Source organism: Caballeronia sp. NK8, assembly GCF_018408855.1.
Classification (GTDB): domain Bacteria; phylum Pseudomonadota; class Gammaproteobacteria; order Burkholderiales; family Burkholderiaceae; genus Caballeronia.
Genome location: NZ_AP024322.1, coordinates 2,954,231 through 2,975,815 on the forward strand (window position 1 = coordinate 2,954,231; position 21,585 = coordinate 2,975,815).

General features: G+C 64.8%; 22 protein-coding genes. 10 read left to right on the forward strand and 12 right to left on the reverse strand.

Annotated features, from left to right (window positions below; genetic code table 11):
- The first annotated feature begins 92 nt into the window (after window positions 1-92).
- Genes gspG through NK8_RS14145 form a run of 8 tightly spaced genes read left to right on the forward strand, consistent with a single transcriptional unit; the run spans window position 93 to window position 5,817 of the window.
- Complete coding sequence (gene gspG / locus NK8_RS14110; protein WP_174258015.1) at window positions 93-539, forward strand: type II secretion system major pseudopilin GspG; 447 nt, start codon at window positions 93-95, stop codon at window positions 537-539.
- Window positions 511-1,032 carry a GspH/FimT family pseudopilin gene (locus NK8_RS14115; RefSeq protein ID WP_225936174.1) on the forward strand — a complete coding sequence of 174 codons (522 nt, stop codon included), beginning with the start codon at window positions 511-513 and terminating at the stop codon, window positions 1,030-1,032. Before gspG ends, NK8_RS14115 begins: the two co-directional genes overlap by 29 nt.
- On the forward strand, window positions 1,032-1,421 hold the full coding sequence (gene gspI, locus NK8_RS14120) for a type II secretion system minor pseudopilin GspI (RefSeq protein ID WP_162066884.1): 390 nt from the start codon (window positions 1,032-1,034) through the stop codon (window positions 1,419-1,421). Before NK8_RS14115 ends, gspI begins: the two co-directional genes overlap by 1 nt.
- Window positions 1,399-2,058, forward strand: coding sequence for a type II secretion system protein J (locus tag NK8_RS14125; protein WP_213226693.1), 660 nt, complete (start codon window positions 1,399-1,401; stop codon window positions 2,056-2,058). The genes gspI and NK8_RS14125 overlap by 23 nt, the downstream gene beginning before the upstream one ends.
- On the forward strand, window positions 2,055-3,167 hold the full coding sequence (gene gspK / locus NK8_RS14130; protein WP_162066660.1) for a type II secretion system minor pseudopilin GspK: 1,113 nt from the start codon (window positions 2,055-2,057) through the stop codon (window positions 3,165-3,167). The genes NK8_RS14125 and gspK overlap by 4 nt, the downstream gene beginning before the upstream one ends.
- A 36-nt stretch (window positions 3,168-3,203) precedes the next feature.
- Entirely contained in the window at window positions 3,204-4,541 is a 1,338-nt protein-coding gene (gene gspL, locus NK8_RS14135; RefSeq protein ID WP_213226694.1) for a type II secretion system protein GspL, read from the forward strand.
- Window positions 4,538-5,041, forward strand: coding sequence for a type II secretion system protein GspM (gspM, locus tag NK8_RS14140; protein WP_213226695.1), 504 nt, complete (start codon window positions 4,538-4,540; stop codon window positions 5,039-5,041). Before gspL ends, gspM begins: the two co-directional genes overlap by 4 nt.
- A complete protein-coding gene (locus NK8_RS14145) occupies window positions 5,038-5,817 on the forward strand; it encodes a type II secretion system protein N (protein ID WP_213226696.1) in 780 nt (259 codons plus the stop codon). Before gspM ends, NK8_RS14145 begins: the two co-directional genes overlap by 4 nt.
- A gap of 13 nt (window positions 5,818-5,830) precedes the next feature.
- Here the strand turns inward: NK8_RS14145 and NK8_RS14150 are convergent, their stop codons facing one another.
- Together NK8_RS14150 and NK8_RS14155 are read right to left on the reverse strand one after the other, a co-directional pair.
- Window positions 5,831-7,375, reverse strand: coding sequence for an efflux transporter outer membrane subunit (locus tag NK8_RS14150; RefSeq protein ID WP_213226697.1), 1,545 nt, complete (start codon window positions 7,373-7,375; stop codon window positions 5,831-5,833).
- A gap of 203 nt (window positions 7,376-7,578) precedes the next feature.
- Window positions 7,579-7,872 (reverse strand): hypothetical protein, encoded by a 294-nt coding sequence (locus NK8_RS14155; RefSeq protein ID WP_213226698.1) that lies wholly within the window; start codon window positions 7,870-7,872, stop codon window positions 7,579-7,581.
- A gap of 208 nt (window positions 7,873-8,080) precedes the next feature.
- On the opposite strand from NK8_RS14155, the gene NK8_RS14160 reads away from it, so the two are divergent.
- Both NK8_RS14160 and NK8_RS14165 read left to right on the forward strand, forming a co-directional pair.
- Window positions 8,081-8,575, forward strand: a complete 495-nt coding sequence (locus NK8_RS14160) for a MarR family winged helix-turn-helix transcriptional regulator (protein ID WP_213226699.1) — start codon at window positions 8,081-8,083, stop codon at window positions 8,573-8,575.
- 125 nt (window positions 8,576-8,700) lie between these two features.
- On the forward strand, window positions 8,701-10,263 hold the full coding sequence (locus tag NK8_RS14165) for a DHA2 family efflux MFS transporter permease subunit (RefSeq protein ID WP_162066667.1): 1,563 nt from the start codon (window positions 8,701-8,703) through the stop codon (window positions 10,261-10,263).
- A 1-nt stretch (window position 10,264) separates the two neighbouring features.
- On the opposite strand, the gene NK8_RS14170 is transcribed toward NK8_RS14165, so the two are convergent.
- From NK8_RS14170 to NK8_RS14215, 10 genes are all read right to left on the reverse strand, one after another.
- Window positions 10,265-10,834: a hypothetical protein gene (locus NK8_RS14170; protein ID WP_213226700.1), complete on the reverse strand. Its 570-nt coding sequence runs from the start codon at window positions 10,832-10,834 to the stop codon at window positions 10,265-10,267.
- A 156-nt stretch (window positions 10,835-10,990) separates the two neighbouring features.
- Entirely contained in the window at window positions 10,991-12,610 is a 1,620-nt protein-coding gene (gene gshA / locus NK8_RS14175; protein WP_213226701.1) for a glutamate--cysteine ligase, read from the reverse strand.
- Window positions 12,611-12,838: 228 nt separating this feature from the next.
- The gene (ada, locus tag NK8_RS14180; protein WP_213226702.1) at window positions 12,839-13,921 is read right to left on the reverse strand and encodes a bifunctional DNA-binding transcriptional regulator/O6-methylguanine-DNA methyltransferase Ada; all 1,083 of its coding nucleotides are present in this window, start codon (window positions 13,919-13,921) and stop codon (window positions 12,839-12,841) included.
- 320 nt (window positions 13,922-14,241) lie between these two features.
- Entirely contained in the window at window positions 14,242-15,579 is a 1,338-nt protein-coding gene (gene hslU / locus NK8_RS14185; RefSeq protein WP_162066671.1) for an ATP-dependent protease ATPase subunit HslU, read from the reverse strand.
- 11 nt (window positions 15,580-15,590) lie between these two features.
- Window positions 15,591-16,127, reverse strand: coding sequence for an ATP-dependent protease subunit HslV (gene hslV / locus NK8_RS14190; RefSeq protein ID WP_162066672.1), 537 nt, complete (start codon window positions 16,125-16,127; stop codon window positions 15,591-15,593).
- Between the two features lie 376 nt (window positions 16,128-16,503).
- On the reverse strand, window positions 16,504-16,920 hold the full coding sequence (gene dksA / locus NK8_RS14195; RefSeq protein WP_062267568.1) for an RNA polymerase-binding protein DksA: 417 nt from the start codon (window positions 16,918-16,920) through the stop codon (window positions 16,504-16,506).
- 568 nt (window positions 16,921-17,488) lie between these two features.
- Window positions 17,489-18,553, reverse strand: a complete 1,065-nt coding sequence (locus NK8_RS14200; RefSeq protein WP_213226703.1) for a GTP-binding protein — start codon at window positions 18,551-18,553, stop codon at window positions 17,489-17,491.
- Between the two features lie 137 nt (window positions 18,554-18,690).
- Window positions 18,691-19,890, reverse strand: coding sequence for a class I SAM-dependent rRNA methyltransferase (locus NK8_RS14205; protein WP_213226704.1), 1,200 nt, complete (start codon window positions 19,888-19,890; stop codon window positions 18,691-18,693).
- A gap of 37 nt (window positions 19,891-19,927) precedes the next feature.
- Entirely contained in the window at window positions 19,928-20,863 is a 936-nt protein-coding gene (gene xerC, locus NK8_RS14210) for a tyrosine recombinase XerC (protein ID WP_213226705.1), read from the reverse strand.
- Window positions 20,864-20,865: 2 nt separating this feature from the next.
- Complete coding sequence (locus tag NK8_RS14215) at window positions 20,866-21,585, reverse strand: DUF484 family protein (protein WP_162066676.1); 720 nt, start codon at window positions 21,583-21,585, stop codon at window positions 20,866-20,868.

Consider the following 21,585-nt stretch of genomic DNA (forward strand, 5'->3'; position numbering starts at 1 on the left):
GCGATTTTTTCAATCATCACCGGGCATGAGGCCCGGAAACGATATTTTCAATTCAAGAGGTAGCAGTCATGCAAATGTGGACACAACGCCGCATGCGAATTCAACAGGCTCAGGCGCAAGGGCGTCGCCAGCGCGGTTTCACGCTGATCGAAATCATGGTCGTGATCGCGATTCTCGGCATTCTCGCCGCGCTGATCGTGCCGAAGATCATGAGCCGCCCGGACGAGGCGCGCCGCGTCGCTGCCAAGCAGGACATCGGCACCATCATGCAGGCGATGAAGCTCTATCGCCTCGATAACGGCCGTTATCCCACTCAGGAGCAAGGCTTGCGCGCGCTGATCGAAAAGCCGTCGACCGAGCCGGTGCCGAACAACTGGAAGGACGGCGGCTATCTGGAGCGCCTGCCGAACGATCCGTGGGGCGGCCAGTATCAGTATCTGAATCCGGGCGTGCACGGCGAAGTCGACGTGTTCAGCTACGGCGCGGACAACAAGGCGGGCGGCGAAGGCAATGACGCCGACGTCGGGTCGTGGCAATAAGCCGTCGGCGCAAGACATCGTGAACGGGCATTCGCCGGCGCGTCGTCAGGCCGGCTTCACGCTGCTCGAAATGCTCGTCGTGCTGGTGATCGCGGGGCTGCTGGTGTCGCTCGCGTCGCTGCAACTGACGCGCAACCCGCGCACCGATCTCAACGAGGAAGCGCAGCGTCTCGCGCTGCTGTTCGAATCGGCGGGCGACGAAGCGCAGGTGCGCGCGCGGCCGATCGCGTGGCAGCCGCTCGACGGCGGCTTTCGCTTCGACATCCGCACGGAAGACGGCTGGCGCCCGCTGCGCGACGATCTGCTGCGCCCGCGCCGCTGGGAAGGCGGCGTGACCGGCGTGACGATCAATTTCCTCGATTCGGACAAGTCGGTGAACCGGCTCGTGTTCGGCACCGAAGCCATCGACGCGCCGATGGAAATCACGCTGATTTCGCCGGCGGGCCGCGTGACGATCGTCGGCAGCGGCAGCGGCCGTTTTCAGGTGCGATGATGCGTAAGGCTCGTCGACATCAGCGCGGTTTCACGATGATCGAAGTGCTCGTCGCGCTGGCGATCATCGCGGTGGCGCTGGCCGCGTCGGTGCGCGCGGTCGGCTCGCTCGCGACGGGCGAGGCGGACCTGCACCGGCGGCTGCTCGCGGGCTGGAGCGCGGACAACGAACTCGCGCAGCTAAGGCTTTCGCATCAGTTTCCGGCGATCGGCTCGCGCAGCTTCGACTGCTCGCAGGGCAATCTGAAACTCACCTGCACGCAGCGCGTGAGCCAGACGCCCAATCCGATTTTCCGGCGCGTCGAGATGTTCGTCGCGACGCCGGGCCGCTCCGGTTATCTGGCGCAACTGGTCACGGTGGTGGCGAATGAAACGAACCGCTCACTCTGAGCGCGGCTTCACGCTGCTCGAAATGCTGATCGCGATCGCGATTCTCGCGGTGCTCGCGGTGTTGTCGTGGCGCGGGCTCGATTCCGTGATCCGCGGCCGCGCGACCATCGAGAACGCGATGCAGGACGAACGCATCGTCGCGCAATTGTTCGACCAGATGCGCATCGACGCGCGTCAGGCCGCCACCGACGACGAAGCGGGCCAGCCCGCCGTGCAGATCGGCAACGGCTCGTTGCAGATCGTGCGTGGCGTGTTCGCGCCGGGCACGGCGCCGCGCCTGCAGGTGGTGCGCTACCGGCTCTCGAACAGCCGGATCGTGCGCTATGCGTCGCCGCCGCTCGAGAACGTCGGCGAAGTGCGGCGCGCGTTGTCGTCGGCCGATACGGCGGACGGCTGGAGTTCGATTCCCTTGATGGGCGGCGTGGCCTCGCTCGCGACGCGCGTCTACATCCCGGAAAAAGGCTGGACGACGAGAATGACCGACGTGTTCTCGCAGATCAACCAGAACGACAACAACCTGAAAGTGCCGCAACTGGGCAACGCGCCGCTGGCGCGCGCGGTGTCGGGTGTTCAGGTCGCGGTCGGCGCGCGCACGCTGGCGACGCCGCTCACGCGCGTGTTTCTGGTCGGAGAATGAGCATGCGCGCGATGAACCGGAAAAAGCAGCGCGGCGTTGCGATCATCAGCGCGCTCTTGGTCGTATCGCTGGCGGCGATTCTCGTGTCGGGCATGCTGTGGCGCCAGCAGGTGCAGATTCGTCGCATCGAGAATCAGCGGCTGCTCGCACAGGCGCAATGGATTTCACGCAGCGCGCTCGACTGGACGCGTCTCATCCTGCGCTCGGAAGCCGATACCTCGCCGACGGTCACGTACCTCGGCGGCGTGTGGGGCGTGCCGATCGCGAAAACGAAGCTGTCGGACTTTCTCGGGCAGATCGGCGAAGTGCGCGCGCAACAGGGCGCGTCCACGTATCTGTCCGGCTCGATCGAGGACGCGCAGGCGAAGTTCAATCTGCGCAACCTCGTTTCGACGCCGACGCCCGGCGTGCTGACGATCAACGTCGCGCAGATTCAGGCGTTCCAGCGGCTGCTCGCGATGCTCGGCATCAACGGCTCGCTCGCGAAAACCGTGGCGCTGCAGATGCGCGCGGGCCTTGCGCGCTCCGCGACGCGTTTCCAGACGCAGACCGGCAACAGCGCGACTTCGGCCACCGGCACGAGCACGGAAGCGACGATCGCGGCGCTCGCGCAAGGCGGCACGGGCGGCGGCAACTTCACCGACGATCCCGGCCTGAAGGACGCCGACAACAACGCGCCCGTCGCGCCCTTGCAGATGATCAGCGTCGATTCGCTGCTCGACGTGCCGGGCTTTTCGGCGGAAGCGGTCGCGAAGCTCAGGCCGTTCGTCACCGTGCTGCCGACGACGGCCGCCGTAAATATGAACACCGCGCCCGCCGAAGTGATCGCGGCCGTGGTGCCCGGCATGAATCTGTCGCAGGCGCAGGCGTTCGTCGCGCGCCGCGAGACGGTGTTTTTTCACGATATCGGCAACGTGCAGCTCGCGCTGACCGGCGCGGGCGTCAAGACCGTGTCGACCGATCCGAGCGAAATGGACGTCACCACGAAGTATTTCGTGATCCACGGGCGCGTCGAGCACGAACGCGCGCAACTAGAACGCACGACGCTCGTGTATCGCGATCCGACGACGCATACGACGCGCATCGTCTACACACGCGACTCGCTGTGAAGACGCGCCGTTGTCATTGATGAGAGGAAGTGGCCTTTGAGCACACTGATCGTTCTATTACCGCCGCGCGATCCCGCGGTGCGCTCGGAAGAGTGGCATCTGCCGGATCTGCCGTTTCTGCTGCTCGACAAGCGCGGCGAGCCGCAACGCATCGGCCGCGCGGCGCTCGGGCTGCTGCCGCGCGCGAGCGCGACGGTGCTGATCGTCGCCGCGCGCGACACGCTGTTGCTCGCCGCCGCCGTGCCGCCGCTCAAGGGGCCGCGCTTGCGGCAGGCGCTGCCGAACGTCGTCGAGGATCAGCTGATCCAGGACCCGCAGACGTGCCACGTCGCCGTCGATCCGGTCGAGCTCGCCGATGGCAAGCGCGTGGTCGCCGTGATCGATCGCGGCTGGTTCCGTTTCGTGGTGGGCGCGTTTTCGGGCGCGGGGCATCGCAACGTGAAGGCGGTGCCCGCGATGCGCTGCCTGCCGGCTCCGGTTCCGGCAGCGAGCGTCGAAGGCGAGGAAACGGCAGTGCTGCCGACGCCGTTCGTCGCGGGCCTGCTCGGTCATGTCGTATCGACCGCGCCGGCGCTGATCGGCGAGCTGGCCGCGCCGTCGCCTGCTTCGCTCGCCGCGCCGCGCATCGAGATCGCGATTGCGCGCGGCGAACGCGCGGCGCTCGGCGAAGGTCTCGCGCTGCCCGCCGAATCGATCGAGGCGACGCTTGCCGCGCTCGCGGGCGATCATCCGGTGACGCTCTATTCGCTAGCCGATCTGCCCGGCGACGAGCCGCGCCTGTCCGGGTCGCGCAATGCCGCCGCGGCCGTCGCGGGCGCGCTGCCGGTCGCGTTCGAAGCGCTCGCGCGCAATGCGCTCGCGTGCCGCTTCGATCTGTGCCAGTTCGAATTCGCCGCGCAGCCGTGGCGACTCGACCGCGCGACGATGCGGCGCCTGCGCGTGCCGATTGCGCTCGTGGCGGCGTCGATCGTGGTGTCGATCATCGGTATCAACGTGCAATGGCTGCAGCTTGCGCGTCAGCGCGACGCGATCAGCGCGCAGGAAACCGAACTGCTGCTCAACGCGTTCCCGAAGACGACCGTCGTGCTCGACGCGCCCGATCAGATGGCGCGCAATCTCGATCGGCTGCGGGTGGCGTCGGGCGAGCTTTCGCCGTCGGATTTCCTGTCGCTGGCAGACGGACTCGCGCGCTCGCTCGCTCCGGTGCCGGTGAATGGCGTCGCGGGACTCGATTATCGCGATCGTCATCTGGAAGTGACCTTCAAGCCGGAAACCAAGGTCGATCCCGACCTTTCGAAGCGCCTCGCCGCCAATGGCCTGAACGGTTCGATCGATAGCAACACCGGCAAATGGACCATCAGGAGCGCCCAATGAAAGCGGAAATCGGACGTTCACTGTCGGAATTCTGGGAAGCGCGCACGCCGCGCGAGAAGACGCTCCTCATGTGGGGCGGCCTCGCGCTTGGGCTCGTGCTCGTGTATCTCGTGCTGTGGGCGCCTGCTTACGAAGGCCGCGCGCGGCTGCGCGACAGCTTGCCGACGATGCAGCGCCAGCTCGCGACGATGACCGCGCAGGCCAACGACGCGCGTTCGCTCGCGCCCGCCACCGAAGGCGTGATGCCGACGGGCGGCGCGTTGCGCGATGCGCTCGCGAAGTCCCTCGCGGACAACGGCATGCAGCCGACACAGGTTCAGGTGATCGGCGCGGCGGTGCAGATTCAGTTAAAGAACGCGTCGTTCCCCAACTGGACGATGTGGCTCGACGACGCGCGCAAGCAGTTCAAGGTGCAGATATCGGAGGCGCACGTCACGGCGTTGAAGCCGGATGGCCAGGTGGATCTGACGGCATCGCTGCAACCGGCCGGCACGAAATGAGTTACTGGACGCGACGTATCCGGCTCGCGATGCCGGCGCTTTTCGTGATGGTGATATCGATCGCCGGCACGCTGCTCGTGATGCTGCCCGCCGCGTGGATCGTGCCGCAGTTCTCGAAGTCGACGGGCGGCCACGTCAATCTGGTCGATCCGGCGGGGTCGCTGTGGCACGGTTCGGCCACACTGATGCTCGCCGCAGGCAGCGACGGCGCGGGCGCTACGTTGTTGCCGGGGCGGATCGAATGGACGACATCGTTCCTGCCGTTGTTCACCGGACGCGTGCACATGACGATGCGCCAGACCGAAGCGATGCCTGACGCCGTGACCGTGGACGCCACCACGCGTGGCGCGACGATTACGGCGGGTCAGATTGCCGTGCCGGCGACGCTGCTTGCGGGCCTCGGCGCGCCGTTCAACACGCTGGATTTCGATGGCAGCGTGCGGCTCTCGTGGACCGAATTCCGTTTGCTGAACCGCAACGCTTACGGGCAAGTGGTCGTCTCACTCGACGATATGGCTTCGCGGGTGTCGCGGGTCAAGCCGCTCGGTTCGTATCGTGTCGCGCTGCAGGCGCAGGGCGCATCGGCGACGATCGATCTGTCGACGAGCAAGGGGCCGTTGATGCTCAAGGGCGACGGCGTGATTTCACCGGGTACGACGGGGTTTCAGGGTACGGCGACGGCCGCGCCGGAGCAGCGCGAAAACCTCGCTGGGTTGCTGAATCTGCTCGGCCGGCATACTGATCCGGATACGGTTGCGCTGACCTTCATGCGTTAGGGAACGCAGACGGTCAACGATTGGCCGTTTGCGTCCCGCTCACACCAGACGCAGCCGCGACGGGCGCTTCCACCGCACCCGTCTCGCGATCCATCTGCGCGACATCCCACCCGCCGCCGAGCGCCTTCACCAGCCCCACCGACGACACCATCCGCTGCCCCGCGATATTCGCGAGCTTCTGCTGCGCGGTGAACGCGGTGGTCTGCGCGGTCAGCACGTTGATGAACGCAACCGTCCCCGCCTTGTACTGATTGTTGATGATCGCGAGCGCCTGCTGCGCCGATTCGACAGCCTGCTGCTGCACGACGATCTCCCGCTCCAGAATGCGCAACGACGCGAGATTGTCCTCGACGTCCTGGAACGCCGTCAGCACGGTCTGCCGATAAGTCGCGACGTTCTGGTCGTAAGCAGCACGCGCGGCGTCGGTGCGAGCGGCACGCAGGCCGCCGTCGAAAATCGTTGCTGCGATGTCCGGTCCGAGCGTCCAGAAACGCGACGGCGCGCGCAGCAACTGCGACAGCACCGAGCTTTCGAAGCCGCCCTGCGCGGAGAGCGTGAGCGTCGGGAAGTACGCGGCGATTTCAATGCCGATCTGCTCGTTCGCCGCCGCTGCCTTGCGCTCGGCCGAGGCGATATCCGGGCGGCGCTCGAGAATCGCGGATGGCATTTGCACGGGCACCGTGGGCGGCGTCGCATCGAGCGGAATCGGCGGTATCGAGAACGTGGAAGCCGGCTCGCCGACGAGCACCGCAATCGCATGTTCGAATTGCGCGCGCGCGACGCCGTTGTCGATGGCGGACGCCTGTGCGGACTGCAATTGCGTCTGCGCCTGAATCACGTCCGAGCGCGCGACGATGCCCTGCGCGTACTGATTCTGCGTGAGCTTGAGCGATTGCTCGTAGGCCGCGACGGTTTCGTCGAGGAGCTTTTGTTGCGCATCGAGCGCGCGCAACTGGAAATAGCTCTGCGCAAGCGTGGCCTGCGCGGACAGACGCGCGTTCGCGAGATCGGCGGCCGCGCCTTCCTGGCCGGCCTTCTGCGCGGTGACCGTGCGCGAGACGCTGCCCCACAGGTCCGGTTCCCAGCTCGCGTCGAGCGAAAGGTTGAACTGGTTGTTGACGGAACCCTGCTGGCCGAAGCTGGAACTGTTGGTCGACCGGTTGCCCGTGCCGGTTCCGGAACGCGACGCCGACGCCGCTGCGCCGATCGTCGGGAAGTACGCCGCGCGCGCCTCGCCGACGAGCGCGCGCGCCTGGCGATACGCGGCCGCGAACTGCGCGATGCTCTGGTTCGCCTGATTCACGCGCGTTTCGAGCTCGTTGAGGCGTTCGTCGTTATAGACGGTCCACCAGGTGCCGCGGTCGATCTGGTCGGCGGGCTGCGCGACCTTCCAGCCTTCGGGCGCTTCCTTGTAACTGGCCGGGACCGTCGTCGTGGGGCGCTGATAGTCGGGCCCGACCGCGCAGCCGGCGATGAACATCGCGAGCGTGGCGGCAAGCGCCGTGGCGGTCAGCCGGCGCGGGACGGCGAAAGCGGGAAGGGCGGGGCGATACGGCATCTGCTTGTCGAAATTCCTGTCGGCGCGGCTCCGTTCGAAGCGACGGACGCGATCAGCCGAGATGGTAACGGAACGCGGCGCGCGCTCGATGCGCGCGCCGAGCGTTGTCGGGCAGACGTTAGCGTAACGGGTTCGCCGTAAGGCGGGTGTTACGCGGCGGCAGGAATCGGTTACGACGCGTTACGGGGAAGCGCTTGTGCGCCTTACGCTCCGCTTGCGCCGCCGCTTCCGGGACATGCGGAGCAGGGCGCGGGCAGCAACGGCCGCGCCGACGCGGCCTTCTTCGGCGCGGAAGCCGCCGTCTTGCGCCGTTGCCGGTTCTCGAACCATCCCATGCCGAGCACCGCGAACGAACCGCCCGGCAGCAAGAATACGATCAGATACAACGCGAGTTTCCACGAGCTCAGCTTCGGCGGGACGAAGTGACGGGAAGCGTTGGCGATCGTGCTGCTGATGGGGCCGAAGCGTCGGCGGGCGGTGCGAACAAAGCGGGTCATTTGAAGGTCCTTCGGGCGTCGCAGAACGACGGCTGGCGATCAGAACATGGTCTCGAATTGCGCATCACGCGCGTAACTCAGTGCATAGAATAATATTGACTATGCAACTACTTTTCAAGATACTGCCGATTGCTTTTTCGCAATTATCGGCTTCACGGGGGCGCGGCGCAGTGTCGCAACCCCGCAACAGCCGTTTGACCGATGTCGCATGAACAGCGAACCGCTTTACGATCCCGCCACGATTCAACTCGAAACGAGCCTCGGTTATTTCCTTGCCAAGGCGCGCAACGTGCTCGTCATGCGAACCGATCAGGCGCTCAAGCCGCTCGATCTCACGTCGCCGCAGATCGGCGTGATCCTGCTGCTTGCGTCGGGACGCGCGCGCACGCCGCTGGAACTGTCGCGCGAGATGTCGTATGACAGCGGCTCGATGACGCGCATGCTCGACCGGCTCGAAAAGAAAGGTTTCGTGAGCCGGGCGCGCAGCGAGGCCGACCGCAGGATGGTCGAACTGAGCCTGACCGTGCGAGGGCGCGACGCCGCCGCGCGCCTGCCCGCGATCGGCGCCGCCGTGCTCAACGAACAACTGGACGGTTTCAGCCCTGCGGAGCTGGCGCTGTTGATCGGCATGCTGACGCGCATTATCGGCAACTCGCCGATGGCCGTTTGCGCGCCGTGCGGGCTCGACGAAGATTTGCCCTGATTGATCGGACGAAACTGGCGTTTCATTGCGCAGATTTCGCTGTCTGGGCAGAGAATGCCTCGACAATAAATAGTTTGCGTGCGATGCGTGCTTTCGGCATCGTCGGCGCATGGAGAAAACGAAGAATGTCCACATCCGCGACGAGCACGCCCGCCACGCCGCCCGCGCCCATGCCGCTCACCGGCGGCATCCTCGCCCTGCTGACGATGGGCCTCGCGCTCGGCACGTTCATGGAAGTGCTCGACACGTCGATCGCGAACGTCGCGGTGCCGACCATTTCCGGCAGCCTCGGCGTGGCGACGAGCGAAGGCACCTGGGTGATCTCGTCGTATTCGGTCGCGTCCGCTATCGCGGTGCCGCTGACCGGTTGGCTCGCACGCCGCGTCGGCGAGGTGAAGCTCTTCACGATATCGGTGCTGCTGTTCTCCGTCGCGTCCGCGCTCTGCGGCCTCGCGCACAACTTTCAGTCGCTGATCGCGTTCCGGCTGTTGCAGGGCCTCGTCTCCGGCCCGATGGTCCCGCTGTCGCAAACCATCCTCATGCGCAGCTATCCGCCGGAAAAGCGCGGACTCGCGCTCGGCCTCTGGGCGATGACAGTGATCGTCGCACCGATCTTCGGCCCGGTGATGGGCGGCTACATCACCGATAACTTCACGTGGCCGTGGATCTTCTACATCAACGTGCCGATCGGCATGTTTTCCGCGGCGATCGCGTACTTCCTGCTGCGCGGCCACGAGACGAAGACGACCCAGCAGCGCATCGACGGCGTCGGGCTTGCGTTGCTGGTGATCGGCGTCGCGAGCCTGCAGATGATGCTCGATCTCGGCAAGGACCACGACTGGTTCAGCTCGAACTTCATCGTGACGCTGGCGATCGTCGCGGCGGTGTCGCTCGCGTTCATGTTCGCGTGGGAGTTGACCGAAAAGGAACCGGTGATCGACCTGTCGCTCTTTCGCGACCGCAACTTCGCGATGGGCGTGCTCATTACGTCGCTCGGCTTTCTCGCGTTTTTCGGCTCGGTCGTGGTGTTGCCGCTGTGGCTGCAAACCGTGCTCGGCTACACGCCGTGGCTCGCGGGCCTCGCCACCGCGCCGGTCGGCATCCTCGCGCTGGTGCTCTCGCCGCTCATCGGGCAGAACATGCATCGGCTGAATCTGCGCGTGGTCGCGAGTTTCGCGTTCCTCACCTTCGCGTTCGTGTCGCACTGGAACTCGACCTTCACGCTCGACACGCCGTTCCACGAGATCATCTATCCGCGTCTGATTCAGGGCATCGGCGTCGCGTGCTTCTTCGTGCCGATGACGACCATCACGCTCTCCAGCGTCTCCGACGAACGGCTCGCGGGCGCGGCGGGGCTGTCGAACTTCCTGCGGACCTTGTCGGGCGCGATCGGCACGGCGGTCAGCACGACTTTCTGGGAAAACGGCATGATCCGCCATCATGCGCGGCTCACCGAATCGGTCACGCCGTATTCGGCGGGCACGACGGCCTATTCGGATCTGCTTTCGGGACTCGGTCTGTCGGGACAGGCGCTGACGGCGCAACTGGATCGCGTGGTGTCGGCGCAGGCGTACATGATGTCGACCAACGACTTCTTCCGCATTTCGTTCTACGCGTTTCTCGTGCTGGCCGTGATGGTCTGGCTGACGCGGCCGAAGAAGGGCGCGTCAGCCACGATGGGTCATTGATTTACTGCGGCGTGAGCGGCGTCACCGATTGGCCCGGCTGGTTCTCGAGATTGAGCGGAACCGGTTGATCGAGCGGGCTGACCTGCACGCCGCCTGGAGCGGGCGCGGCGGGCGCGACGGGCGGCGTCGCGACTGCCTGCGCGGCTTGCGGCGTCGTTTTCCGCAGCCCCGGACCGTTTCGGATGAACTGCTTGAAGTCCGCGCCCGCCTGCCACGGGTTGGGCTCGCAGCCGAGCGGGTTGTCGCAGTGCGCGGCGAAGCCGATCGTCGCGGTGCCTTCGTTCGTCGGCGTCTTGGTGATCTGATACGCGAGCGCGCGCTTTCCGCTCGACGGTCCCGCCGTCTGGATGATCGAATCCGTGACGGTCTGCAACTTGTACGCCGAATGATTCGTCACCCAGACCTGGGCGCGTGCCCACCACGCATCGCATTCGGGCTTGCTCATGCAGGTGAGCGGTTGGGTGGCCTGCTCCATGACGGTGCTGCTGACCTGATCGTCTACCGCGCAGCCGCCCAATAGCGCAAGCGACGCAGCCCCCAGCGCGGCCGCGCCGAAGAACATCTTTTTCATTGCTCCCCCGATCGTCGAAAAGTCGGCAACATTTTGACCCGTCAACCCGGATGACGTTGTGATGCGTTTCCCTCTGTTGCACAAGCCGGTAAGGCTTTCCGGCGCACGCGGGCGCCGGAACGGAAAAAGCTGCTCGTCGCGAAGGAGCGCGAACGCTCACGCGCTCGCGGGATTCAGCTTGTAGTCCTGATAGGCGGCGACGAACGCATCGAACGATTCGCTGTCGCTGCTTTCGACCACCGTCTGCTCCACCAACGATTTCGCCGCGAGTTCTTCCATCGCGCGCTCGTCTTCGAACGAGAGCGGGCGCGCGCGGAACGTTTCGGCGTGGCGCGCGCTGAGTTCGAGCGCGAAGGCGTCGAAAGATTGCCGATTGTCGCGCATCGTCTGCAACACGCGAGCGGACGGCGTCAGCGATGCATCTGCGACGCGCGGCCGCAATCCCCGAAGCGCGCGCGTGTGGTCGTCGTTACCGTTGAGCGTGTCGAGCGTCTTCGCGACCGGCTCGATCGCGTCGAAGAGCGCTTCGGCCCACTGCTGCATCGGCACGCTCGCGCCGTCGCGTTGCAGCGTGAGACCTGGCTTGCGTCCTTCCTTCGACACCGCGCTGAAATTGCCGTTCGCTTCGATGCTCGCCGCGGGCGGCAACAACGGGCTGTCTTCCAGCGCGCAATACAGCAGGTATGCATCGAGAAAGCGCGCGGTCTCCAGCGAGATGCCGGTCGGCTCGAACGGATCGATGTCGAGGCAGCGCACTTCGATGTACTGCACGCCGCGCTCGGCCAACGCATGCAGCGGACGTTCGCCCGAATACGTGACGCGCTTCGGGCGGATCGTCGAGTAGAACTCGTTTTCGATCTGCAGGACGTTGGTGTTGATCTGGACCCATTCGCCATCGCGCTGCGTGCCGATGGCCTCATACGGCGCGTACGGCTGGCTCACGGCTTTGGCGAGCACGTCGAGATAGGCGTCGAGCGTGTCGTAGCTCGGCAGCAGGTCCGCCTGCGCGGGATTGTTCGCGTAGCCGAGATCGCTCATGCGCAGGCTGGTCGCGTGCGGCAGATACAGCGTGTCGTCATCGAACGTTTCGAGATGATGCGTCTTGCCTTCGACGAAGCGCTTGTTGAGCGCCGGCGACGCGCCGAACAGATACATCAGCAGCCAGTTGGTGCGGCGGAAGTTGCGGATGAGCGCGAAGTAGCGTTCCGACTGGAAATCCTTCGCGGACAGCGTGCTCGATTGGTCCAGCGCCTGCCACGCGCGCCACACATTTTCGTTGAGCGAGTAGTTGTAGTGGATGCCCGCGATACATTGCATCGTGCGCCCATAGCGCAGCGCGAGCCCGCGCCGGTACACGTTCTTGAGCGTGCCGATATTCGACGTGCCGTAATAGCCGAACGGAATCTCGTCCTCAGGCGGCAGCGCATTGGGCATCGAGTTGTTCCACAGCAACTCGTCGCCCATGTGCGCGTACGCGAAACGATGCAGCACGTCGAGGCGATCGAGCGTGAGCGCCGCGTCGGCTTCGGCGGGCGTGATGAGTTCGACGAGCGCTTCGGAGTAATCGGTCGTGATGAGCGGATGCGTCAGCGCGGAGCCGAACGCGCGCGGATGCGGCGTCATCGCCAGCTTGCCCTGCGGCGTCACACGCAAGCTTTCTTTTTCGATGCCGCGCAAGCCTTGGCGCAGCGCGTCGGCGTGTGGGCCGGACGCGAGCGCGGCAAGCCTGCGCTCGAAAGCGCCGGCCTTGGGGTGAGCGGGATTCTTGTTTGCCATTGAAGCAATCTGCGAGGAGCGCGAGCGCATGCGCCCGGTCATATTTTTAGGGTAGCGGGCACTTTAACATCTCGGTGTCAGGCGTGCTTGAGCCCAGAAACCGTAAGGGTTTGCGGGTTTTTCGGAGGCTTCGTGCGGCACGCGGCGGAGGGGTTCCGGAGCCGCTTCGGGCGGCTCGCGAGGGCTTTGACACGCCCGCGCGTCATGACGACGGCGAGCGCGTGTGCTTCATGCGACCTTGTTGGCTTCGTTGTGGGCGCGTTCGGTTTCGAGCAGCGCTTCCTTGCGCGGCGTGCCCCAGCGATAGCCCGAGATCGCGCCATCCTTGCCGATCACGCGATGGCACGGAATCGCGAGGGCCACGGGATTCGAGCCGCATGCGTTGGCTACCGCGCGCACCGCGCGAGGCGAGCCGAGCGTGGCCGCGATGTCCGTGTAACTGCGCGTCTGACCATACGGGATACGCCGCAACGCGTCCCACACGCGCCGCTGGAAAGCCGTCGCGCCGATGTCGAGCGGCAAGTCGAAGCGCTCGCGCGTGCCTTGCAGATACGCGCGAATCTGCGCGATGAACGGCTCCATCTTCGCAGCATCCTCGACGCGTTCGGCCTGCGCGAAATCGGCGGCGAGCTGTCCGACGAGCGTATCTGCATCGTCGCCGAACGCGATCTTGCAGACGCCCTTGTCCGTCGCGGCGACGATCACCGTGCCGAGCGGCGTCGCGGCGGTCGAATAGCGCACGGTCAGTCCCGCGCCCTGGCGCCTGTACGCGGACGGCGTCATGCCGAGCTCGGCAGGCACGGCCTCGTACATGCGCGACGGCGAGCCGAAACCGGCGTCGTGCGTCGCGCGCGTCACGTCGCGGCCGCGCTGCAACGCGTCGCGCAGCACGCCCGCGCGTTGCGCCGCCTGATACTGACGCGGCGAGATGCCGACGATCCGCGAAAAAAGGCGCTGCAGATGGAACGGGCTGACATGCACGGCATCGCTCAACTGGGCGAGCGTCATGCGCTGCTGCGGATCGGCGTCGAGCACCTTGCACGCGCGCTCGACGATGGCGAGTTCGCGCGGCAGGCTGGTCGGCTGGCAGCGCTTGCAGGCGCGGTATCCGGCGGCGACGGCTGCATCGGTCGTCGGGAAGAATTCGACGTTTTCACGACGCGGCGCCCGCGACGCGCACGAGGGCCGGCAGAACACGCCGGTTGTGCGTACGGCGAAGAAGAAAGCGCCGTCGGCATGCTCGTCGCGATCGACGACGGCTTGCCAGCGGGTTTCATCGGATGAAAAGACAGGGTTGGTTACGGTTTTCATGACGACCTCGAAGGCTCTTGGGTACGAGACCACTGTAGAGCCGTGTGGACGAGGTTACGCGCCGTTTCTTGCGGTGTCATCGGCAGGCGGAATCCCAAAAGTGACGCACAGATGCCACAGAATCACGCCATAGGGGTTTTTACTAAAATTTCTATTGCGTCGCATCAACCGGCTATGTATTATTGGAACTGTCTCCTCCATGTCTCCTCCTGATATGGATTCAGCCCGCCAACCTAGGCGGGCTTTTTTTCGCCTGTACGTTTCCATCAGACGAAAAAACCGGGCTCAACAGCCCGGTTCGTTCCTGGACGCCGCCGCCGTTACAGCACGTAGCGCGACAAGTCTTCGTCCTGCGCCACGTCGCCGAGCGCGCGATCCACATACGCCGCGTCGATCCGCACCGGCTGGCCCGTGTGATTGCCCGCCGCGAACGACACTTCCTCCAGCAGCTTCTCGATCACCGTATACAGCCGCCGCGCGCCAATGTTCTCGGTTTTCTCGTTCACCGAATACGCGATTTCCGCGAGACGCCGGATGCCTTCGTCGGTGAAATCGAGTTCGACGCCTTCGGTCGCGAGCAGCGCCTTGTACTGCTTGACAAGGCTTGCATCGGTCGAATTCAGGATCGATTCGAAGTCGCCGACCGACAGCGAATCCAGCTCGACGCGAATCGGAAAGCGCCCTTGCAGCTCGGGAATCAGATCGCTCGGCTTGGCGAGATGGAACGCGCCGCTCGCGATGAACAGGATGTGATCGGTCTTGATCATCCCGTATTTGGTGTTGATGGTCGTGCCTTCGACGAGCGGCAGCAGGTCGCGCTGCACGCCCGCACGCGACACTTCGGCGCCGCCCGCCTCGCTGCGCGACGCGATCTTGTCGATTTCATCGAGAAACACGATGCCGTTCTGCTCGACGTTCTGCACCGCACGGCTCTTGACCTCTTCGTCGTTGAGCAGCTTGCCGGCTTCTTCGTCGGTGAGCAGCTTCAGCGCTTCCTTCACCTTCACCTTGCGGCGCGTCTTCTTGCCGCCGCCGATGTTCGCGAACATCGAACGAATCTGCTCGGTCATGTCCTCCATGCCCGGCGGCCCCATGATGTCCATGCCGACTTGCGGCAGTTCCACGTCGAGTTCGATTTCCTTGTCGTCGAGCGCGCCTTCGCGCAAGCGCTTGCGGAAAGTCTGACGCGTGGTGTTGTCGCCCTCGCCGCCCGATTCCGCCGCGCCGAAACCGACCGGGCGCGCGCTCGGCAGGAGGATATCGAGGATGCGGTCTTCCGCGCGATCTTCCGCCTTCGTGCGTACTTTCTTCATCTCGGATTCGCGCGTCTGCTTGACGGAAATCTCGATCAGATCGCGCACGATGCTGTCCACATCGCGCCCGACGTAGCCCACTTCGGTGAACTTGGTCGCTTCGATCTTGATGAACGGCGCGTCCGCGAGCTTGGCGAGACGACGCGCGATCTCGGTCTTGCCGACGCCCGTCGGCCCGATCATCAGGATGTTCTTCGGCGTGATCTCCTGGCGCAGCGGTTCGCCGACCTGCTGACGGCGCCAGCGGTTGCGCAGCGCGACGGCAACCGCCTTCTTCGCGCGCCCCTGGCCGATGATGTGTTTGTCGAGTTCGGAGACGATTTCGGAGGGAGTCATAGTGGTCATCGCTGGGTCCTTTATTCGATCGTCTCGATGACGCGATTGTGATTGGTGTAGATGCACATGTCGCCGGCGATGGTGAGCGCCTTTTCGACGATGTCGCGCGGGGCGAGAGCGGTGTTTTCGATGAGCGCCTGCGCCGCGGCCTGCGCGTATGCGCCGCCCGAGCCGATCGCCGCGATGCCGTGTTCGGGATCGAGCACGTCGCCGTTGCCGGTGATGACGAGCGTCGTGTCCTTGTCTGCGGTGATCAGCATGGCTTCGAGACGGCGCAGCATGCGGTCGGTGCGCCAGTCCTTCGCCAGTTCGACGGCGGCGCGCGTCAGATTGCCCTGATGCTTCTCGAGCTTCGCTTCGAAGCGGTCGAGCAGCGAGAACGCGTCGGCCGTGCCGCCGGCGAAGCCGACCAGCACCTTGCCGCCATAGATGCGGCGCACTTTCTTCGCGCCCCCTTTCATGACGATGTTGCCGAGCGTCACCTGACCATCGCCGCCCAGCGCGACCTTGCCGTCGCGGCGCACGGAGACGATGGTCGTGCCGTGAAATTGTTCCATGTGCGTTCCTTGTGAAAACCAGAAGGACGCGGGGCGGCTTCGTCGTCGAACGACCGGCCGCCGCGCAGTCGAGAATTCGATGAAGTGCACGGCGCGGGGTTCCGTCCGGGCCTCGGAGGCCGCAGGCGAAGCGCCGCGCTCGCGCCCGCCGCGATGATGCTGTTGCGGCGGCGCGTCCGGCTCATTTTAGGGCGCTGGCGGATTTATCAAGACTTTCGACATCGACGTGCGGCGTTTTTGCTCGCCTGAAAGTAAAAAAGGCACCCCGTCGATGGGTGCCCTTTTTTACTGATTTCCCTGCTCTAGCGCAACTTTTTGCGGCGGCGTTTTCCCCGTGGCGGGGCGGTCCCGCGATAATCGCCTGCCGGCAGCTATTTCAGTCGCCGAACAGCTTCTGACGCAGTTCGCGGCGTTCCTGCGCTTCGAGCGACAGCGTGGCCGTCGGGCGCGCGATCAGACGCGGAATGCCGATCGGTTCGCCGGTCTCTTCGCACCAGCCGTAATCGCCGGAGTCGATGCGCGCGAGCGATTGCTGCACCTTCTTCAGAAGCTTGCGTTCGCGGTCGCGCGTGCGCAGTTCCAGTGCATGCTCTTCCTCGATGGTCGCGCGATCCGCCGGGTCCGGCACGATCACCGTTTCCCGCAGATTTTCGGTCGTCTGGCCGGCATTCTTCAGAATGTCCGCCTGCAACTGCTCGAGCCGGTTCTTGAAGAAGGCGAGTTGATCCTCGTTCATGTAGTCCTTCTCGCTCATCTTCAGGATTTCGGCTTCGGTCAAGAGTTTCGTTGTCATCTGCTTGCTTCTTCAATGTAAGGCGATGTCTTCGCAACGCCCGCACTTGCGTTGCCCGCATGCAGCGCATCGGTACGCATGGGGCTACGCGACGCGTCGATGCGGGGCCGAACTCCTCTGGAAACCGATATTGGATGATGCTCCGGATGACGACGGGCGCATTTGCATGTGCCCTGGATTTCCGGCCCCGGTGCTTTGACTTGATTTGCCTTCCCCCGGCAAATCGAGGCATCGTCCCGACGGGACATCCCTTCTCCTGACTTCCGCCGAGCGTGCGCCTGAAAGACGCGCATCCAGCGGAACTGCCCTTCTCCAGTGGGGCTGTATTGTAACTGAACCGCAATTTCCGACGATAACGAGGAAAACCCTGTCAAATCACGCCGGAATTTCAAAAATATAACGCCTGGACGTGCAAAAAGCGATGTCGGTTGGTGGTCGCGACTACATACCCGCATCGAAAGTCGCTCATGAAAAACGCCGCCCGCGAGTCACTCGCAGCGGCGTTTTCATTTCAGCGCCCGGTTCCGCCCCGCGTGAATCGCAGGATTCAAGCGAGATGCGTGCCGGGTTACTTCACGAGACAGGCGTCGAGTCCGTCGGTGATCAGATCCTTCGGCAGCTCGATGCCGATGAACACCATCTTGCTGTTTTTCTTTTCGATCGGCATCCATTTGCCGGCGAGGTCGCTGCCCATCATCTGATGCACGCCCTGGAACACGACCTTGCGATCGACGCCCTTCATATAGAGCACGCCCTTGTAGCGCAGCAGGCGCTCGCCATAGATCTGCAGGATGCCGCCGAGGAAGTCTTCGAGGCGGTTCGGATCGAACGGCTTGTCGCTGCGGTAGACGAACGACTTGATCTTGTCGTCGTGATGCGCGTGATGGTGATGATGCCCGTGCTCGTGATCGCGGCTGTGATCGTGACCGCAGGTCGAATGATCGTGGTCGTGATCGTGCGCGTGGTCATGGTCGTGATCGTCTTCCGCGAGGAAGTCGGGATCGATCTCGAGCTTCGAATTCAGATTGAAGCCGCGCAGATCGAAGATTTCCTTGATGTCGGCATCGCCGAAATTGACGATCCTGACGGCCGCGCGCGGGTTCATGTGCAGCAGGCGATGCTTGAGAGATTCGAGTTCGTCGGCCGAGACGAGATCGGACTTCGTGACGAACAGGCGATCCGCGAAACCGACCTGCCGCTGCACCACTTCGTGCTGATCGAGCTGCGCGTTCGCGTGCTTCGCGTCGACTAGCGTGATGATCGCGTCGAGCAGGAATTCGTCGGCGACGGTGTTATCCATGAAGAACGTCTGCGCGACCGGACCCGGATTCGCGAGGCCGGTGGTTTCGATCACGACGCGGTCGAAATCGAGCGTGCCCGCCTTCTTGCGGTTCGCGAGGTCTTCGAGCGCGCGCGCCAGATCGCCGCGGATCGTGCAGCAGATGCAGCCGTTGCTCATCTGGATGATCTGCTCGTTCGTTTCCTGCACGAGAATTTCGTTGTCGATGTTCTCTTCGCCGAACTCGTTCTCGATCACGGCGATCTTCATGCCGTGCTGCTCGTTCAGGATGCGCTTGAGCAGCGTGGTTTTGCCGCTGCCCAGAAAGCCGGTCAGGATGGTTACGGGAATCATGGTGTCGCCTGTGTCCTTGTCTGTGTTCGGTCGTCTGTGTCTTGGAACCGCGCTGAATCGATTATTGAAACATATTTGTCAAGCCAGCGCCGCGCGCGGCCTTGGGCGGAGCGCGAATTGCGGCTACGTTGGGGCGATCAGGCGATTTGCAACAGCAGCCCTTTCAGGTACTCGCCTTCCGGAAACGCCGTCAGCAGCGGATGATCGACGCCCGCGCCCAGGCGCTTGAGAATGCGCGCATCGACGCGCGCATCCGCCGCCGCATCCGCGACGATCTTCTGAAACAGGCCGGAATCGATCGCGCCCGAGCACGAATAGGTGAAAAGCAGCCCGCCCGGGCGCAGCAGCTTGAAGCCGCTCAGGTTGATGTCCTTGTACGCGCGCGCGGCGCGATCCACCGTTTCCTTCGATGGCGCGAACTTCGGCGGATCGAGCACGATCAGGTCGAACCGCCGGCCTTCGTCGTAGAGACGGCGCAGCGTCTTGAAGGCATCGGCGTCGAGCCATTCGGCCTTGTCGGCGTCGAAGCCGTTCGCCTTCACGTTTTCGCGGGCGAGCGCGAGCGCTTCGCCGGACGAATCGACGGATACCACGCGCGTCGCGCCGCCCTTGAGCGCCGCAAGCGAAAAGCCGCCCGTATAGCAGAAGCAGTTCAAGACCTCGCGCCCCGCAGCGTGCTGCGCGACGAGCACGCGGTTGTCGCGCTGATCGACATAGAAGCCCGTCTTGTGGCCGTTGCGCACATCGACGTGATGGCGCACGCCGCATTCGTTCGTGATGAGCGTATCGGGCGGTGCGTCGCCGGCGAGCACGCCGGTGGTCTGCTCCAGTCCTTCTTTCTGGCGGATCGACACGTCCGAGCGCTCGTAGACGTTCGGGCAGCCGGTCGCGTCGATCAGCGCCTGCACGATGGCCGCTTTCCACGCTTCGACGCCCGTCGCCATGAACTGGCAGACGAGCTGCGCGCGCGGCTGGTCGTCGGCGACGTAGTAATCGACGATCAGGCCCGGCAAGCCGTCTGCCTCGCCGAAGACGAGACGCGTCGCGCCCGTGTTCTTCACCATCGTCTGCCGGAGCGCCACCGCGCGCTGCACGCGGCGCTTGAAGAACGCGTGATCGACCGGCTCGCTTTCGTCGAAGCTCCACACGCGCGCGCGGATCTGCGAATGCGGGCTGTACGACGCGCGCGCGAGAAAGCGCCCGTCCGCCGCGCGCACGACGACCGTCGCGCCGGGCGCGGGATCGCCGTCGATACGCGCGATCGCGTTCGCATAGACCCACGGATGGCGGCGAACGAGCGATCTGTCCTTCGACGGCTTGAGCGTGATGGTGTTCATTGCGGTGATGAAAGCGGCGCGCGAGGCGCCGTCGGGGTCAATCGCGCTTCTTTGCGCGCGGGTGCGCCGCATCGTAGACGCGGGCCAGATGCTGAAAATCGAGCGACGTATACACCTGCGTGGCCGTGATGCTCGCATGGCCGAGCAGTTCCTGCACCGCGCGCAGATCGCCGCTCGATTGCAGGACGTGGGTGGCGAACGAATGCCGCAGCACGTGCGGATGCACGTTCGACGGAATGCCCGCCTGCAACGCGAGACGCTTCACGCGCTCCCGCACCACGCCCGGCGACATGCGGTTGCCGCGCACCGAGACGAAGAGCGCGTGCGGATCGAGCTTGACGAATTCGCCGCGCACTTCGATCCACGCGCGCAAGGCGTCGATCGCCTTGCGGCCGACGGGCACCTTGCGCATGCGCTTGCCTTTGCCCAGCACCGTGACTTCCGCGCTGTCGAGATCGATCCAGCCTTGCGACGTGTATTCGCTGCTATCGACGAAACGCACGTCGAGCCCGACGAGCTCCGCGAGCCGCAAGCCCGACGAATAAAACAGTTCGAGCATCGCGTGATCGCGCAGCGCTTCGGTCGTGCCGGCTTGCGGCGCGTCCATGAGCGCCATGGCGTCGTCGACGGAAAGCGCCTTTGGCAGCGTCTTCTCGCGTTTCGGCGCACGCACGGTCGCGACAGGATTCGCGGGCATCTCGACGCGCTCGGCGAGCCATCGATAGAACGCGCGCCACGCCGACAGCCGATGCGCAATGGAACGCGATGACAGCCCGCCGGCGTGCGCCCGCACGACGGCACCGCGAATATCCGCGGGGGTCAGCGACTCGAGCGGACGGTCTTTGGCGAGCGCGCGCAGCTCGCCCAGCTCATGCGTGTAGCCGCGCAGCGTATGCTCGGAGAGATGCCGCTGGTGCTCCAGCATCGCGAGATAGTCGGCGATCGCATTTTCCGAGGGCGCGGCGGCGTTCATGTTCAGTGCGGCAGCAAGCGCGACAGCGCCGCGCTCGCCAGCGCGCCGATGTGCGTGAGGAAGTCCGTCGCCATGCCGTCGTGGAAACGGCGCGGATCGGGCGAGCCCATTACGAGCAGGCCGAAGCTCGGTGCGTCCGGACCGCCCTGCGGGTCGCGCAGGGCGATCAGCGAGACGGATTCGATCTTGCGGTCGGTATCGGGCGGGCCGTCGCTGGGCGCGACCGTCACCGATGCCGAGTTCGCCGCGCCGAGCCATTGCGCCGCTGCGAAGCCCGTGTTCGCGCCGCAGTACGGCGCGGAGAGGCTGCTCGTGAAGATGCGTACTTCCTCGCCGACCTGGCGCGCGAAATCGGCCTGCCGATACGCTTCGTCGATATCCCACACGCGCAACGCGGCGTGCGGTACGTCGAAGACTTCGCACAGGCCTGTGCTGATGGTCGCAGGCAACGCGTATGGATCGCGCTGGGAAATCACGCGCACGGTCCAGCGATTGAACTTGGTCGAGATGCTGTCGTTCTCGTGGCCGTAGCGCAGCAGTTCGGCGAGACGCCGCTCCAGTTGCTTGTTCTTGTCGCGCAGCATTTCCATCTGGCGTTCCTGCAGCGACACGGCCGCCTTGCCGTGCGGATTCGAAAGCCGGATGGTGCCGAGCAGTTCCGCATGCTCGACGAAGAAATCGGGGTTGGCGAGCAGGTAGTCGGCGACTTCGCGTGGATTCAT